The organism is Pseudomonas sp. NFACC02 (assembly GCF_900110765.1).
GTDB lineage: Bacteria > Pseudomonadota > Gammaproteobacteria > Pseudomonadales > Pseudomonadaceae > Aquipseudomonas.
In genome coordinates this window covers 28,547-42,722 of the sequence record NZ_FOEO01000017.1, presented here as the reverse complement: position 1 = coordinate 42,722, position 14,176 = coordinate 28,547, and the positions used below count along the sequence as shown (strand labels likewise).

Annotated in this window: 16 protein-coding genes, 1 tRNA gene and 2 pseudogenes; 11 read left to right on the top strand and 8 right to left on the bottom strand. The window is 57.2% G+C overall.

Features of this window, described 5'->3' with window-relative positions; translation table 11 throughout:
* Position 1: 1 nt before the first annotated feature.
* Positions 2-745, bottom strand: coding sequence for a glycosyltransferase family 2 protein (locus BMY73_RS15525; protein ID WP_062385708.1), 744 nt, complete (start codon positions 743-745; stop codon positions 2-4).
* A 33-nt stretch (positions 746-778) separates the two neighbouring features.
* A complete protein-coding gene (locus tag BMY73_RS15520) occupies positions 779-1,777 on the bottom strand; it encodes an NAD-dependent epimerase/dehydratase family protein (RefSeq protein ID WP_062385710.1) in 999 nt (332 codons plus the stop codon).
* 409 nt (positions 1,778-2,186) lie between these two features.
* Here BMY73_RS15520 and BMY73_RS28895 point away from each other — a divergent pair.
* Positions 2,187-3,266 (top strand): annotated as a pseudogene (locus BMY73_RS28895) (cache and HAMP domain-containing protein); the annotation flags it as partial.
* 120 nt (positions 3,267-3,386) lie between these two features.
* Positions 3,387-4,124 carry a methyl-accepting chemotaxis protein gene (locus BMY73_RS28890; protein WP_370588158.1) on the top strand — a complete coding sequence of 246 codons (738 nt, stop codon included), beginning with the start codon at positions 3,387-3,389 and terminating at the stop codon, positions 4,122-4,124.
* A gap of 136 nt (positions 4,125-4,260) precedes the next feature.
* On the opposite strand, the gene BMY73_RS15510 is transcribed toward BMY73_RS28890, so the two are convergent.
* Together BMY73_RS15510 and BMY73_RS15505 are read right to left on the bottom strand one after the other, a co-directional pair.
* Positions 4,261-4,821, bottom strand: coding sequence for a cysteine hydrolase family protein (locus BMY73_RS15510; RefSeq protein WP_092408176.1), 561 nt, complete (start codon positions 4,819-4,821; stop codon positions 4,261-4,263).
* 13 nt (positions 4,822-4,834) lie between these two features.
* Positions 4,835-5,758, bottom strand: a complete 924-nt coding sequence (locus BMY73_RS15505) for a LysR family transcriptional regulator (RefSeq protein ID WP_092408174.1) — start codon at positions 5,756-5,758, stop codon at positions 4,835-4,837.
* Between the two features lie 119 nt (positions 5,759-5,877).
* Between BMY73_RS15505 and BMY73_RS15500 the strand changes: the two genes are divergently transcribed.
* From BMY73_RS15500 to BMY73_RS15490, 3 genes are all read left to right on the top strand, one after another.
* Positions 5,878-6,627 (top strand): 3-oxoacyl-ACP reductase family protein, encoded by a 750-nt coding sequence (locus BMY73_RS15500; RefSeq protein ID WP_092408172.1) that lies wholly within the window; start codon positions 5,878-5,880, stop codon positions 6,625-6,627.
* Between the two features lie 165 nt (positions 6,628-6,792).
* Positions 6,793-6,882 (top strand) — tRNA-Ser (locus tag BMY73_RS15495).
* A gap of 127 nt (positions 6,883-7,009) precedes the next feature.
* The gene (locus BMY73_RS15490; RefSeq protein WP_092408170.1) at positions 7,010-7,468 is read left to right on the top strand and encodes a hypothetical protein; all 459 of its coding nucleotides are present in this window, start codon (positions 7,010-7,012) and stop codon (positions 7,466-7,468) included.
* A gap of 29 nt (positions 7,469-7,497) precedes the next feature.
* Here BMY73_RS15490 and BMY73_RS15485 read toward each other — a convergent pair whose 3' ends face one another.
* The 3 genes and pseudogenes from BMY73_RS15485 to BMY73_RS15475 all read right to left on the bottom strand — a co-directional run bounded on the left by BMY73_RS15485 (position 7,498) and on the right by BMY73_RS15475 (position 9,892).
* The gene (locus tag BMY73_RS15485) at positions 7,498-8,229 is read right to left on the bottom strand and encodes a hypothetical protein (RefSeq protein ID WP_092408168.1); all 732 of its coding nucleotides are present in this window, start codon (positions 8,227-8,229) and stop codon (positions 7,498-7,500) included.
* Positions 8,230-8,597: 368 nt separating this feature from the next.
* A pseudogene (locus tag BMY73_RS15480) lies at positions 8,598-9,039 on the bottom strand (recombinase family protein); the annotation flags it as partial.
* Positions 9,040-9,076: 37 nt separating this feature from the next.
* Positions 9,077-9,892 (bottom strand): hypothetical protein, encoded by an 816-nt coding sequence (locus BMY73_RS15475; protein WP_092408166.1) that lies wholly within the window; start codon positions 9,890-9,892, stop codon positions 9,077-9,079.
* A 96-nt stretch (positions 9,893-9,988) separates the two neighbouring features.
* On the opposite strand from BMY73_RS15475, the gene BMY73_RS15470 reads away from it, so the two are divergent.
* Positions 9,989-10,546 carry a hypothetical protein gene (locus BMY73_RS15470; protein ID WP_092408164.1) on the top strand — a complete coding sequence of 186 codons (558 nt, stop codon included), beginning with the start codon at positions 9,989-9,991 and terminating at the stop codon, positions 10,544-10,546.
* On the opposite strand, the gene BMY73_RS15465 is transcribed toward BMY73_RS15470, so the two are convergent.
* The gene (locus BMY73_RS15465; protein ID WP_092408162.1) at positions 10,547-10,816 is read right to left on the bottom strand and encodes a hypothetical protein; all 270 of its coding nucleotides are present in this window, start codon (positions 10,814-10,816) and stop codon (positions 10,547-10,549) included.
* A 25-nt stretch (positions 10,817-10,841) separates the two neighbouring features.
* Here BMY73_RS15465 and BMY73_RS15460 point away from each other — a divergent pair, with 25 nt between their 5' ends.
* The 5 genes from BMY73_RS15460 to BMY73_RS15440 all read left to right on the top strand — a co-directional run bounded on the left by BMY73_RS15460 (position 10,842) and on the right by BMY73_RS15440 (position 14,085).
* Entirely contained in the window at positions 10,842-11,165 is a 324-nt protein-coding gene (locus BMY73_RS15460; protein WP_092408160.1) for a hypothetical protein, read from the top strand.
* 604 nt (positions 11,166-11,769) lie between these two features.
* Entirely contained in the window at positions 11,770-12,261 is a 492-nt protein-coding gene (locus BMY73_RS15455; RefSeq protein ID WP_062385718.1) for a helix-turn-helix domain-containing protein, read from the top strand.
* A gap of 142 nt (positions 12,262-12,403) precedes the next feature.
* Positions 12,404-12,757: a DUF4124 domain-containing protein gene (locus BMY73_RS15450; protein WP_139214235.1), complete on the top strand. Its 354-nt coding sequence runs from the start codon at positions 12,404-12,406 to the stop codon at positions 12,755-12,757.
* A 199-nt stretch (positions 12,758-12,956) separates the two neighbouring features.
* Positions 12,957-13,250, top strand: a complete 294-nt coding sequence (locus BMY73_RS15445; RefSeq protein WP_092408156.1) for a DUF6388 family protein — start codon at positions 12,957-12,959, stop codon at positions 13,248-13,250.
* 145 nt (positions 13,251-13,395) lie between these two features.
* On the top strand, positions 13,396-14,085 hold the full coding sequence (locus tag BMY73_RS15440) for a crotonase/enoyl-CoA hydratase family protein (RefSeq protein ID WP_092408154.1): 690 nt from the start codon (positions 13,396-13,398) through the stop codon (positions 14,083-14,085).
* The last annotated feature ends 91 nt before the right edge of the window (positions 14,086-14,176 follow it).

Here is a 14,176-nt window from a genome sequence, read left to right as displayed (position 1 = left end):
GTCAGACCTCGGTTTCTTGTGCGGTAACGTCCAGACGGGTGCGCCTTATCAGCCACCACACACCGAACAGGTCGAGAATGCCCACCAGCGCACGGTCCAGGTTGCCGTAATTCGACACCCCTGCCCCGCGCTCGCGATGGTTGACCGGCTGCACCAGCATTCGGCCGTTGTGACGACGGATCAGCGCAGGAATGAAGCGGTGCATGTGGTCGAAATACGGTAAGCGCAGAAACGCTTCGCGCTCGATCAGCTTGATGCCGCAGCCGGTGTCGGGGGTCTGGTCTTTGAGCAACTGGCTGCGCAGTCGGTTGGCGAATCGCGACGCCCAGCGTTTGCTCGCGGTGTCCTGACGGTTGACCCGATGGCCCGCCACCAGCTTCACGCCCCCGGGTTTTCCTTCCGAGCCACGAACCAGATCCAGCATCTTCGGAAGATCGGCAGGATCGTTCTGACCATCGCCGTCGAGCGTTGCCAACCAGTGTCCCCGTGCCGCCTCGGCAGCGTGATGAATCGAGGTGCTCTGGCCCAGGGAGCGCGCATGGCTGAGCACTCGCAACTGAGGGTAGCCAGCGGCCTGCAAGCTGCGTAATTCGGCGGCGGTGGCGTCGGTGCTGCCGTCGTCCACCACAATGACTTCAAAGGTCTCGTTGGCCAGCGCGGCGCGCACTTCTTCCAACAGCGGAATGAGGTTGCCGGCTTCATTTTTCGCCGGAATAAGCACCGACACGTAAGGAGTTTCGGACATGAAGTTCCTGTCACAAGGCTGGAAGATGAGGGGTTAGACGCGGTAATAGCTGCAGTACCAGTCAACGAAGGACGGCACGCCAGTCGACACCGTGACGTGAGGCCGGAACCCCGTGCGCGCTTCCAGTTCACGGGTGTCAGCCCAGGTGTTCAGAACGTCACCCGGCTGCAACGGCATGAAGTGCTTGATGGCGCGGATACCAAGGGTGTCTTCGAGGCATTCGACGAAGTCCAGCAGCTTCACGGGGGAACCGAATCCGATGTTGTAGACCTTGTTCGGCGCCCCGCTTTCGGAGGTCGGTGGCAACGGGATCAGGCGCGCCAGGCCCTCGACGATGTCGTCGATGTAGGTGAAGTCGCGCGACATGGCGCCATCGTTGTAAAGATCGATGGGCCGTCTGTTGAGAATGGCGTCGGTGAATTTGAACAGCGCCATGTCGGGCCTGCCCCACGGGCCATACACGGTAAAAAAACGCAGGCCGGTCGTGGGAATGCCATAGAGGTGAGCGTACGAATGGGCCATGAGCTCATTGGCACGTTTGGTGGCGGCATAGAACGACATCGGCCGCTCGACCGGGTCGGTCGTGGCGTACGGCAGATGATCGTTCAACCCGTACACCGAGCTGCTGGAGGCGTAGATCAAGTGCGCCGGCACGTGGGCACGGCAGGCCTCCAGCACGTTGAGGAACCCCACCAGATTGCTTTGCGCGTAGGTATCCGGGCTGTCGATGGAATAGCGTACCCCGGCTTGAGCGGCGAGGTGAATGACGTGGTCGAACCGCTGTTCGGCGAACAACGTCAACATCGCCTGCTTGTCGCCCAGGTCGAGCAGCCTGAACGCGAAGTTGGGGAGTGCCGTGAGCAGTGACAGCCGGGCTTGTTTCAGTTCGACGCTGTAATAACCGTTGAGGTTATCGATGCCGACCACGTCGTGGCCATCCTTGCACAGCCGTCTGGCGGTATGAAAACCGATAAACCCTGCAGCGCCGGTGATCAGGATTTTCTTGCGGTTACCGGGAACGGTCACATCCATACGTTGCTCTGCTCGATGGCCAAGGCGTTTCTATCGCTGCAGAGGCTTATATCAATCGCAGGTGAAGGTTTTATGCCCGGATGTTGACAGTTGTGTGAGCGATAGCGGCCACCACGCTCGCGTCAGACAAATGACAAGTTCGGGGGCAGTGTTTCCGGCCGTTTGCCAGATTGGTGCGTAGTGCAAGGAAACCCGATACAAAACTACCCATTGCTTGTACACAAAACCCAACCGCAGCCCGCCTGAAACGATCCCTCTGATGGCCCCTATCCACCCTGCGTGGGGCTTTCGAGAGCATTGCCGACCCGCAAGCTGACCATTCGATCAACATCGTGGCCCGGTTATTGCTCAGGGCAAGCCATCGGCACTGTTCCATCGTGGTTGTGCGCTTGTATTTGCGGAGTTCTATATGCCTGTCTGGCGAAAGAGTATTCAGTGGCAACTGACACTGAGCATGGGAGCTGCACTGGTGATCAGCAGCCTGATCGTCATCGCGATTTACGCCTTCGCACTGAATAAACTCACTGATCGCTACCTGCTCCAGCAAGCCATGCCGGCCAGCGTCGAAGCGATCCGGAACGACCTCGAACGCCTCCTTGCAGCGCCTCTGACCGCGGCCAGCGACATCGCCGACAATACGCTGGTCTCCGACTGGCTGGGCACTGGCGAAGACCCGACGCAGCAGCCGTCCTTCATCCGTTACCTGGCGAAAATCAACGACCAGCACCACGCGCTGACCACCTTCATCGTCGCCAGGCAAAGCGGCCACTACATCACCAACAAAGGGGCGGACCGCACACTGCATCGCGGCCCCGCCGAGAACGACTGGTTCTACGGATTTCTTGACAGCAACAAGCAACGTTCGCTGGACATCGACATCGATGCCACGACCAAGGTGCCGACACTGTTCATTAACCAACGCATCGAGCACGACGGCAACGTGGTGGGTGTGGCAGGCCTGGGCTTCAGCATGAGCGCACTGTCGCAGATGGTCCGCGACTTCCATTTCGGCGAGGAAGGCCAGGTGTATCTGGTCAGCCCGGACGGCAAGATCAAAGTCCACCCGAATACGGAGTTCAATGACCGTGAAACGTTAACGCAACGGGTGGGCGATTCCGCCGCGCGGGCGCTGTTGAGCCAGAATGGCGACGGCCACGCGCTGGAGTTCGAACGCGACGGACAAGCCTACGTGGCAGTCGCCAAACCCGTTGCATCACTGGGCTGGACGCTGGTGAGCGAGGTCCCTCTGGCAGAAGTCTATGGCCCGGCGAAGGACGCTTTGACGACGATTTCGGCGATCAGTCTGGCCGTGGTGTTGTGCTTCCTGGGCTTCGTCGCGTGGATCGCCCGAGGCATTGTGAGGCCGATTCAACAAGTGACGAACGCACTGGTGGACATCGGAGGCGGCCAGGGCGATCTGACCCGGCGCCTTGACGACAGCCGTGCAAACGAGCTCGGTGACCTGGCCCGAGGCTTCAATCGATTCATCGAAAGCCTGCGCCTGTTGATTGGCGACGTCTTGACCACCAGCGAGCAACTGCGCCACAGCGTGGTCGATGTGGCGCGTGTGATCGACAGCACCTCAAACCGCGCACTCAAGCAGCAACAGATGACCGACATGGTCGCCACTGCGGTTCACGAAATGGGCCTGACCGTGCAGGAAATCGCCCGTAACGCGGGCGCCGCCGCAGACGTGTCGCGTAATACCCATCAGGAAGCGGTGTCGGCGAAGCAGGTGGTCGGCGAATCCATCGATCACATCCAGAGCATGTCCGACGGCGTCGGCACTGCCGCCGGTGCCGTGGAAAACCTGGCAACGCAGATCTCGACCATTGACCAGGTGCTCAGCGTCATTCGCAGCATCTCCGAGCAGACCAACCTGCTGGCGCTTAACGCCGCCATCGAAGCCGCGCGCGCGGGCGAAATGGGCCGTGGCTTCGCCGTGGTTGCCGACGAAGTGCGCACCCTCGCCGGCCGCACCCAAAGCGCGACGTCGGAAATCCAGCAGATGATGGGGGAGTTGAAAAGTGGCGCGGACCAGGCCGTAACGTCCATGCGCGCCGGACAAGCGGCGACAGGCACGGGCGTCGAAGCCAGTCGCCGGACGGGCAACTCACTGGATGCCATTGCCGGACACGTCGAAGAACTGACCGACCGCAACCATCAGGTCGCCGCCGCCACCGAGGAGCAAAGCACCGTGACCGAAGAGATCAACCGCAACGTGCAAGGCATCGCCGACCTCGCGCAGTCCACGGCCAGCGATGTGAAGGCCTGCCGGGAAGACTGCCAGCGGTTGTCGGAAAAAGCGGAGCATCTGGCGGCACAGATGGCGCGGTTCAGGTTGTAATCAACCACTGGAGTGGCTGTCGGAATACAAAACCTGTGCGAGCTTGCTCGCGAGGAAGTCTGTACATTCGCGCCGTTTCCAGCGAATGAAACTCAGCTTTCGCGAGCAATTTCGCACAGGTACAGCGTGTGTCCCGCTAATCCAGGCCCGACAAAATGGCCTCAGTCGCCACCACCTGCGCGTATTCGCCGTGCAGGTTCGCCAGCGACATCCCGTGAATCTCCTCGGCGCTGCGCGGATGACCGAAAAAATCCGCACCGTCAAAGGTGTAACAGGCGTCATGGGGCACGATCACCTCAAACCCCAGGTTGCCGCCGGTGCGCGCCGTGGACTCCACCGAGTTGTGGGTCACGACACCAACGATCACCACCTGATTGATTCCGTCCGCGCGCAGCCAGCCCTCCAGCGCCGAGTGGCAGAACGCGTCCGGCACCTGTTTGTGCAGCTCGCCTTCTCCATCCCACGGCAGAAACGCAGGCTGAAATTCGACCCCCGACTGTTCGGGCCAGAACACCGAGTCCGGTTCGCGGGAAAAATGCCGGACGTGAATCACCGTCCGGCCGGTTCGGCGCCACTCCTCAAGCAGCGACAGCATCTGTCGCTCTGCATCAGGGTTGTTACGCCGCCCCAGTTTCGGGTGGTTGATGCCTTGCTGCATGTCGATAATGACCAGCGCGGCCTTAGGATGGATGTTCATGAAATCACTCTCTTCACACGGCACTGAAATGTCTGGCCAACTGCTGTTCGGCAAACTGCTGGATGATGAAGTCGACAAACGCCCGGGTCTTTCCAGGCAGCAGCTTGTGTTCGCTGTAATAAATCGAGATCGCACCATCCTCGACATACCAGTCCGGCAACACCCGCTGCAACGCGCCACTGCGTAAATAAGGCAGCGCAAACGGCATGCTCACCAACGCGACACCCAAACCTTGAATCGCCGCCCGGCACGCCGCTTCGGAATCGCTCAGGGTCATGCGCACCTTCAGGCGCAGCGGGCTTTGCTCCTGGCTGCGATGAGTGAGCGGCCAGGCACGGATTCTGCCCGTCTGCGGCGAACGAATCAGGATGCCGTCGCACGCACTCAAATCGTCAGGGTGATCAAGCCCCGGATGCATCGACAGCCACTGCGCAGACGCCACCAGCACACGATGGGCCGGCGCCAGCTTGCGGGCAACGACACCTTGCGGCAGATCGAATCCGCCGCCAATCGCCGCATCGAAGCCCTGCCCGATCAAGTCCACCTGACGGTTATCGAAATGCCAGTCAGGCGTGATCGCCGGGTAGCGACGCAAAAACTCGCCCAGCAAGGGCACCACGTATAAACAGCCGAACATCGTCCCCACGCTGACCTTCAGCGTGCCTGCCGGACTGCCTTCGGCACTCGCCAGATTGGCGACGGCATTCTGGATGGTATTGAAGCTCGCGCGGACCTCTTCAAGAAACCGTTGTCCGGCCTCCGTCAGCGTCAGCCGCCGCGTACTACGCTGGAACAGCCGCACGCCAAGACGACCTTCAAGCTTCGCGACGCTTTTACCCACCGCCGCCGGGGTCAGGCTCAGACGCCGGGCCGCTTCAGCGAAGCTCCCGACCTCCGCGCTGCGCACAAAACACTCAATGCTGCTGAAGTATTCCATCTCGCTCATTCACAACTTCTGGTTTACACAGACTATAGCGATTACCGGCTACCAAGAACCCAATCCACGACAGATACTGAACCCATCCACTCACTGATAAACGGTTACAGGAGATCGACATGACTCACCCAACCAACCTCATCGGCAAAGTCGCACTGGTTCAAGGCGGCTCCCGCGGCATCGGTGCTGCGATCGTCAAACGTCTGGCAGAACAGGGCGCCGCAGTGGCGTTTACCTTCGTCAGCTCCGAAGACAAGGCCCGCGCCCTGCAGGAGGAAATCACCTCCGCAGGCGGCAAAGCCCTGGCGATCAAGGCTGACAGCGCTAATGAACACGAGATTCGCAGCGCCGTCGTCAAAACAGTGGAGGCCTTCAAAGGCCTCGATATCCTGGTCAACAACGCGGGCGTGCTGGCGATCGCGCCTCTGGACGAGTTCAAACTGGAAGACTTCGACCGCACCCTGGCCATCAACGTACGCAGCGTTTTCATCGCCAGCCAGGAAGCAGCCCGGCATATGAAGGACGGCGGTCGCATCATCAACATCGGCAGCACCAACGCCGACCGTATGCCCTTCGCGGGCGGCGGCGTGTACGCCATGAGTAAATCGGCGCTGGTGGGCCTGACCAAAGGCCTGGCACGCGACCTCGGCCCACGCGGCATTACCGTCAACAACGTGCAACCCGGCCCGGTCGACACCGACATGAACCCGGCGGACAGCGATTTCGCAACCTCGCTGATGGGCCTGATGGCGGTGCCTCGCTATGGCAAAGCCACAGAAATTGCCGCGATGGTGGCCTACCTCGCAGGACCGGAAGCGGGCTACGTCACCGGCGCCAGTCTGACCATCGACGGCGGCTTCGGCGCCTGATACAGACGTCGTCACCGCCCGCACGAAGCCCGTCACCTCACGATGAGGCCGGCGCTTCGTGCTTTTCTGCTTAACCGCATGAAAATTCTGAAAAAAAGTTTTGCCTTCATCAGAACTTTCGACTACATTAGCGCGCCTCGACAGACTGAACGTCTGAAGAGATACGGTGAAGTGTCCGAGTGGCTTAAGGAGCACGCCTGGAAAGTGTGTATACAGGAAACTGTATCGAGAGTTCGAATCTCTCCTTCACCGCCACATTTCGAAAACCCCTGCAAATCAATGGTTTGCGGGGGTTTTTCTTTTCTGATTGTACGTAAAAAACCCTTGCCACTCCCCATCCCCTCCTGCCCCTACCTGCTTAATATCAGGAGCAACAAACGCAATGGATCAGCTCGACAAAATAGTGCAGTGGTTCGCGTTAAACATGAACAATCTTGGGACAGTTGCTACGATTTTGGCATTCGTGGTCTCGATTGTGGTTCTCGCTTTCTCCGCCTATAGATACGTGACCATCCGAAGAGACGAACTAAAGGACAAACGCTACGGCAAGTATCACCAGCTAATCAGAGACATCAGCACAGGCAGCGATGGTGCCGGTCAGCTAAAGCTCGTCAGCCAACGAGCATACATATATGAACTCCGTCACTTTCCAGAGTACAGCGCCCTCACAAGGAGAGTTCTAGCCTCCTTAATTGAGGAATGGGGCGGGGAGACTGGGGGCAATAACGCCACTCAGAGGTATGAGGTCCAAGAAACCCTCAACGCATTGCGGGGAAGGTGGCCGTGCCGCGAAGAAAAGGTTGTATTGGTCACAGTAAGTGCATGCACCGCTGCAAAATAGTGATGGGCGCGGCAAATGCGTCATCGCGATCAGTCGTTGGGGCTGGGGCTGGGGCTGGCACCACTTTGGCAAATCGAGCCAACCTCTCTGAGCAAGACGTGCTCATTCAACATCTGCCCTAGTTCCAGAATCCTCCGGTACACGGTGTATGTTTCCTCAAGTAGATCGTGCCCCCAACAGCGGGGAAAGACGGTCTCCGCTTCCTTAGGGTTAAATTCGTACGAGAATTCTTGTACTCGCAACCCGATGACATCCTCGTCGAAAGATGCACTCGGTTGACTCTCTAACAGATGGCGGTGTTTGGAGATATTGCTGAACGCGGCAAGGTAGCGAAACCAGTGAGATGAATTCAGTTCTTGCATAAGCTGCTTGAAGGCCGATTCTGGCAGGTCTCCGGCCACCCTACCAAAGCTGCAATATTTTTGAGGCGCGGGCACTGGTATCAGCAGCGTGTTGACCAACTGGGCGAAGATGTCGGCGTAGTTTCGCACGGTGTGAATGGCGGCGATTAGATTGGCCTCTTGGACGAGCGCCGCTCTGCTGAAGTCAGGTTCAAAACTCATCATGGCAACGAACATTTTTTCGGAGCCTCCATCAGGCTCCTTGAACTCTGCAAATGCGTCCCTTGCGAGTCGTACGTGATAATGAAGTATGAACGCTGAGCGGCTAAGCGACTTCGGTAGGTTGGCCGTTTGGATGTCGTCAGGGCGATTTGTCTCAAGCCAATCCTGTAACTCGTTCAGCTTCCATGTGGTTGCCATGACCGCCTCCTGTTATGTGAAGGGCGAAGCGTACCACTGCTTGAAATGTTCACATCGATTTGCCGCCAAAAATCCCCGCCGCCCGGAGAGGTTTCGCACTGTTCGAACCGCTTCAAATCTGGCTGGCAAAAATAATGGTGGGGCGATAGGGAAGTAGACCGATTCCTGTCAGTTCTTCCGGGGGTGTTGATTGCGGTAGTTTTGAGTTAGATGGGAATCGTTCTTAAAAATGAAATAAGCCTAGCCCTTGCCGCACCCGGTTATCTGGTGGCCTGTGGAGCTGTTAGAGAACGTTCAGCGAGAGCCTAACCTGATCACCAGAGACGACAAAGCGCGCTCTATGGCGGGCTGTGGTGAGGCTGGATTGATTACGCTTTGTTCCAATGACGCTTCACTGTAGCAATGCCAATACCGAGTTCGGCTGCTGCCTGTGTCATGTCTTTGGCTTTGAGACGTTGCACTGATGCTGTTGTGTCGATTGCTTCTGGACGACCTAGTTTCTTGCCTTCTGCCTTGGCTCGCTTCAGACCTTGTTGCGCACGCTCGACCAGCAAGTCTCTCTCGAATTCAGCCACCCCCCAATACTTGCATAGTCATCTTGCCCGCAGCACTGGTGAGGTCTACGCCACCAAGGGCGAGACAGTGAACACGGATGCCTGATTCTGCCAGCCGCTCAACTGTCTGACGGACATCCACAGCGTTGCGGCCTAGCCGGTCCAGCTAAGTGACGATCACCACGTCTCCTGATTCCATGCGTTCCATCAGCTTGGTGAAGCCCGGACGCTCACTGGCGGCGATGCTACCTGACAACTGCATTCGATCGGAGGTTATTCGAGGTTTAGAGAGGTTAAAGGCTGGTTTTTGGAATAATGCGATAACACCGAACCGTGCCCATTTCCGTATAAGGTTGCACCAATATGTAATCAATACCAAGACGCTGAAATTCCGAAAGGACTTGTTTAGCAAAAGCGTCTGAATGCTTGATCATCTGGTTAGATAGCGTCTCGGATTTATCGGCCGATGCGTAAATTAGAGTCGCGTGGGCAGGCAAAATGTGATCACCGTAATACGGCCTCTGACGGGTGTTAATCTTTAGGTGATCGCGCAGTTCGCTATCAACGATGACGCCGATGCGTTTTGTCTGGAGAAATGGCGTAGCCATGTGATTGAGTGCGAGATGCCAGCCTAGCGGCTCATGTTTAACCTCTGGGGCAGGGTTGGAATCTAAGATCAGGTAACACACAAGCCCGCTATACCGTGCTACGTCGGTCAGCGTCTGCAACGGCTCCGCTATCACTGCGAGTGCACAGGCGCTTACCGCATACCCTCGGTATCGCACCAAACCGTTCTTGTCTTTGAGTGTGTTGGTATCCACCGCTGCGAGGTAATCGTAGCGTGCCTGTAGCTCAGCGAATCCACCACGTAGTAAGTTGAAATCGCTCACTGGCGTGGAGGTGATCACCTTGCCAGTCTTGCCCTCTCTGGCGTGTGTCAGCTCGCGGCGGATACTGAGCGGGTCTAACTCCGCGATGGTGATTCCGTGAACTGGGTGAGCCGTTACCTTGAGGGATGTCACCACACCAGCCGTGTGACCAATGATGTGTTCATCTCTGGGGATACTGGGTTGGCCCCTGCGTTGGCGCCGTTTCTTTCCCTTGCTCATGCTCTCGCTCCTTGGATAGCTCGCCGACTTTTGATGACACATGCTAGGCTGACTAGGCCATTCAGCAACGGTAACTCACGCTAGGAAGCAAACTCAATGGACTATATACAATCGTTGATTCTATATAGAGCCTCGATAGTTCTTGGTGGAATCATCTGTATCTACTTCGGCTACAGGCTTTTCTACGTAGTGCAAGCCAAACAAGGCGACTTCACCGTTAAGACAGGCGAAAAGCTAGAACTTAGTCTTAAAGACGTGAGTCCGGGAATATTCTTTGCGCTGTTTGGCGCTGGAATACTCGTATTCAGCTTAGTGAATTCGATCAAGATAACACCTATGCTGCCGAATATCGTTTTAGAAAAAACAGCCCAGGGCGGTACTCAGGCTAATCAATCACTAAGCAAACCTCCAAGCACGCCAGCGCCCAATCCCGACGCAATGCTCACACCAGTAATAACCCCGCCACCAACATCAACGCCTCCAACACCGACGCCATATGAAGCAACTGCATACATGCCGAAATGGCAATTTGACGCTGAAGAAATAACTAAGAAGTTTAATCCTGAAATATCCGTGCCTCCAGAAATGACGCATCAGACTGCAAATCTACCTCACGAGGACAACGAGCAAGGAGGTCTTCCGGCTCAGTTGTGATTACCACGGCACAGGATCATCGCAGGGAACGTCAGCGCCGGCATTAAACATCACAGGCGCAGCGTCCAGCACATCCCCGAATAGATCGTGCACCCCTTCGTTAGCAAAGCTTTCGAAGCGCTTCAATACCACCACAGGAGCATCGACAGCTACCGGTGAAGCCAACACCGGAAGCTGTCCAGCCAGCTCAACCTCGATTCCAACCCTGCTCACTTCATCAGACCACTGTTGATCCATCCAGTGCTTAGCGCTACCCTGAAAGGAGAACATCCGTACTCTTTCGGTGGCGATCACTATGACTGACGACAATCAACCTTCTGACGATTTTGCTTTCGACTTGGGCATGCCTTCCCTACTGGAAGCCTATAAGCAGCAATGCAAATTACTCATTGATGAGCTGGATGATGCATGGCTTGAGGTGAGGCAATCGCGGAAGAATGTCGCCAAGCTCGTACAGATGAACAGTAGCCTTTCAAACGAGCTGACCACGTTGAAGCGTGAGCACGAAAAAGTGAGGTGGGAGCTGTCTGACATTCGCTTGAAGGACGGGCTTGAAGCGGCTGCGAATATCAATCCATTTGAGAATTGTCATCGCCATGGCAATACCGACAAAGCGTAGTACTACCGTCGTGCAATCCGATCAGCCCGCAATTGGGCTAACTGAGACTCCAGTTCAAGCCCTGTGTTGAGTACTCATGGCTCAGTATGGGTCTGTCGATCCAGAACAATACGATGGAATCGACAAGCCTTGAGATAAAGCATCAGGGATCACCATCATCTGCACTGACTGACTTAACGGGCCGATTGAAAATTGATCTGGAACATTCGAGCACTGTGCCGGCGTCAACCCAGCAGGGTTCATCTCCTCCGCCCGCCGTGGACACCGATCCAAACGAGGGAACGGCCCAGGACGTGGGCACCCGCTGTTCGGCAATCTTTTCGCACATCCTCGCCTCTAAAACATCCGCCCGGATGAGCCACCCATCCAATACGATGTATTTTTCGGGTAATCCTGGCACCCGTACACTGATTCAACCGCAGAACATCGGAAAGGGCGCCGCACTTTCAATTGACCAGCTAATGTTTATCCGTGCTTTCCATTTTGGAAGTAGCGCGTTAGTACGAGGCTAGTTGTACACAGATCCCCCCAGCCCGTATTCCGGCCCCCATTGCACGCCCGACCAGAATGAAGACCAGGGCGTGGATCTCGCAGGAGTAGGTTGATGAACGGTATTGGCAAACGCCTGAAACAGGAAAGGAAACGCTTGAAGCTGACGCAAAGTGCCCTCGGAGCCATCGGAGGCGTGGAAGCCAACGCTCAAGGTCATTACGAGAGTGGACAGCGTCTACCCAGAGCCGACTATCTGTTCCGAATCGCCGCGGCAGGCGTCGACATAAGCCGCGTGGTGACGGGCATTGATTCGCACAATCGAATGGAAGTGCCCGTTATGCCCGTTCCGCCGGCAGGGCGCAACGGGTATTCGGACAGCGAAGACAACAGTACCGAGAGTGTGGTCAAAATCATTGGTCAGTTGCGTCAGAGCCTGTGGGTCACCGCCAACGCGTTGTGCGAAGTCACCCGATTGATCGACTCCAGAGAGCTGAATAACGGCGATCATGTCGAGGACCATTTGCGGGTCCTTCAGGGCGATGCCGATATGTTCGTCGCGCTGGCGCTGGCCAGAGTGCATAAGGCGACTCACGAAACGCATTGAGCCGACGCTGACAGCACCTTTCCGCAAATGGTAGCCTTGCGCCAGACAGGGAGGGGTTCTTTCGATGAGACGGTTTGCCGGCGTACTCGCCATGCTTACGCTGGGCGTAGGGAATATGGCCTCTGCGGAGGTGTTCAAGTGCATGGCGCACGATGGCAGGATCAGTTTCGCCTCGACGCCGTGCCCGACCTATGTGGGCGATACGATACCGCTGCCCCCGGTCCCCTCTCGTCTCTCCAGTGATTGGGAGGAAGCTGACTTCCCGCATCGGGTGAACAAGAACGCGACTGAAATCCTCCGGGTGAGCCGTCGGAGGAAAATCATCATCACCAACGAAAAAGAAATCTCTGACCACATGCAGGCTATTCGGCCTCCGCCTCCTGGCGTTCCGTCGACCTGCATTGCCCCGCAGTACGACAGTGCGTGTTTCGACCCGTCCGGCGGCCAGATCCGGCAACCGGTGAAGGGCAAGCTGTTCCACTCAGGCGCTCAATAAAAGAGGCATTGCATTCCGAGTGTCCCGAACTGAAATGGATCGGGAACGATGCACCTCACGCGAGCCCTTCTCATTCGCGACACCGACAAACGGACTGCGTGCGGCTGGCATGCGCCGCAGACATCCCGCACAATCGGGCCGCACCTCAGTATCCCTACAACAGAAACTGTCAGCTCGACCCACAGGAGATCTACCTCAGATGAATAAAGAAGAATGGATCGAAGCTGCCCTGCCGAACTACATCGTGACCAACCCGGCGCTGCAGGAAGAGATATCAGGCCTTAGCCAGAAAGATCAAAAAGACCAGATCCGCTGGGCCTTCGAGGACGAAGCCGAAGCCTTGAACATTGAAACCTGGGAATTGGCGCTGAACTTCAGCGGCAAACCAGAGGAAGAAGTGAGGGCGCTGCGGTTTGCTGTCCATAAGGAAGCCGCCGAGGCTCTGGACATGGATTGGGAAGAATACTGCGCACTGAACGCTGTCGAGGCCTGATCCCGCTTCTTCCCTCCTCGGGCCGCGCCCTTCTCTGCCCTCCACGCGGCCCGTATTCCTGACCCATCGGTCACCCTTTACGCTTTACCTCGCCCCTTCGTGTGGGTAACGTCTGCGCCACTTCACAACAATAAGGACTCGTCCCATGAGTGATCTGGTCGCGTATCAACTGGACGATGGCGTCGCCACGCTGACCCTGAGCAACGGCAAGGTCAACGCCATCAGCAACGAGGTCATCGCTGCTTTCAATGCCGCGCTGGACCAGGCAGAAAAGGATCGCGCCGTCGTGATCATCACCAGTGGACCGGGCATCCTTTCCGGCGGCTACGACCTGAAGATCATGACCTCAAGCCCGGAGGCGGCCATGGATCTGGTCGCGGCGGGTTCGACCCTGGCGCGTCGCATGCTGTCGCACCCTTTCCCCATCGTGGTGGCGTGCACGGGCCATGCCGTGGCGAAAGGCGCGTTCCTGCTGTTGTCGGCCGATTACCGCATTGGCGTCGACGGCCCGTTCAGCATTGGCCTGAACGAAGTACAGATCGGCATGACCATGCACAACGCCGGGATCGAACTGGCCCGTGATCGTTTGAATAAAAGTGCGTTCGGCCGCTCGGTGATCAACGGCGAGATGTTCGACCCCAAAGGCGCACTGCAAGCGGGTTTCCTCGACAAGGTCGTCGCGCCCGAAGAACTCACCGACGCCGCGCGCACTGTGGCTTTGCAGTTGAAGAAGATCAACATGAAGGCCCACAAGCAGACCAAACTCAAAGTGCGCAAGGACTTCCTTGAAACGCTGGACAAGGCCATCGAGCTGGACCGTCAGCATCAGTTCTGAAGGCTCTTTGCTGCAAGGCGGCTTCACGAGCAATACGATGGGTCAGTTACTGTTGATGTTGCTGACCCACCGCATTCGCCAGCAAGCCGGC

Bases quoted from the DNA above. Each gene is read 5' to 3' on its own strand.
- BMY73_RS15510 (WP_092408176.1), bottom strand. From the start codon at position 4,821: ATGAACATCCATCCTAAGGCCGCGCTGGTCATTATCGACATGCAGCAA.
- BMY73_RS15470 (WP_092408164.1), top strand. From the start codon at position 9,989: ATGGACTATATACAATCGTTGATTCTATATAGAGCCTCGATAGTTCTT.
- BMY73_RS15450 (WP_139214235.1), top strand. From the start codon at position 12,404: ATGGCGCACGATGGCAGGATCAGTTTCGCCTCGACGCCGTGCCCGACC.
- BMY73_RS15505 (WP_092408174.1), bottom strand. From the start codon at position 5,758: ATGGAATACTTCAGCAGCATTGAGTGTTTTGTGCGCAGCGCGGAGGTC.
- BMY73_RS15445 (WP_092408156.1), top strand. From the start codon at position 12,957: ATGAATAAAGAAGAATGGATCGAAGCTGCCCTGCCGAACTACATCGTG.
- BMY73_RS15455 (WP_062385718.1), top strand. From the start codon at position 11,770: ATGAACGGTATTGGCAAACGCCTGAAACAGGAAAGGAAACGCTTGAAG.
- BMY73_RS15460 (WP_092408160.1), top strand. From the start codon at position 10,842: ATGACTGACGACAATCAACCTTCTGACGATTTTGCTTTCGACTTGGGC.
- BMY73_RS15490 (WP_092408170.1), top strand. From the start codon at position 7,010: ATGGATCAGCTCGACAAAATAGTGCAGTGGTTCGCGTTAAACATGAAC.
- BMY73_RS15440 (WP_092408154.1), top strand. From the start codon at position 13,396: ATGAGTGATCTGGTCGCGTATCAACTGGACGATGGCGTCGCCACGCTG.
- BMY73_RS15500 (WP_092408172.1), top strand. From the start codon at position 5,878: ATGACTCACCCAACCAACCTCATCGGCAAAGTCGCACTGGTTCAAGGC.
- BMY73_RS15525 (WP_062385708.1), bottom strand. From the start codon at position 745: ATGTCCGAAACTCCTTACGTGTCGGTGCTTATTCCGGCGAAAAATGAA.
- BMY73_RS15475 (WP_092408166.1), bottom strand. From the start codon at position 9,892: ATGAGCAAGGGAAAGAAACGGCGCCAACGCAGGGGCCAACCCAGTATC.
- BMY73_RS15485 (WP_092408168.1), bottom strand. From the start codon at position 8,229: ATGGCAACCACATGGAAGCTGAACGAGTTACAGGATTGGCTTGAGACA.
- BMY73_RS28890 (WP_370588158.1), top strand. From the start codon at position 3,387: ATGACCGACATGGTCGCCACTGCGGTTCACGAAATGGGCCTGACCGTG.
- BMY73_RS15520 (WP_062385710.1), bottom strand. From the start codon at position 1,777: ATGGATGTGACCGTTCCCGGTAACCGCAAGAAAATCCTGATCACCGGC.
- BMY73_RS15465 (WP_092408162.1), bottom strand. From the start codon at position 10,816: ATGTTCTCCTTTCAGGGTAGCGCTAAGCACTGGATGGATCAACAGTGG.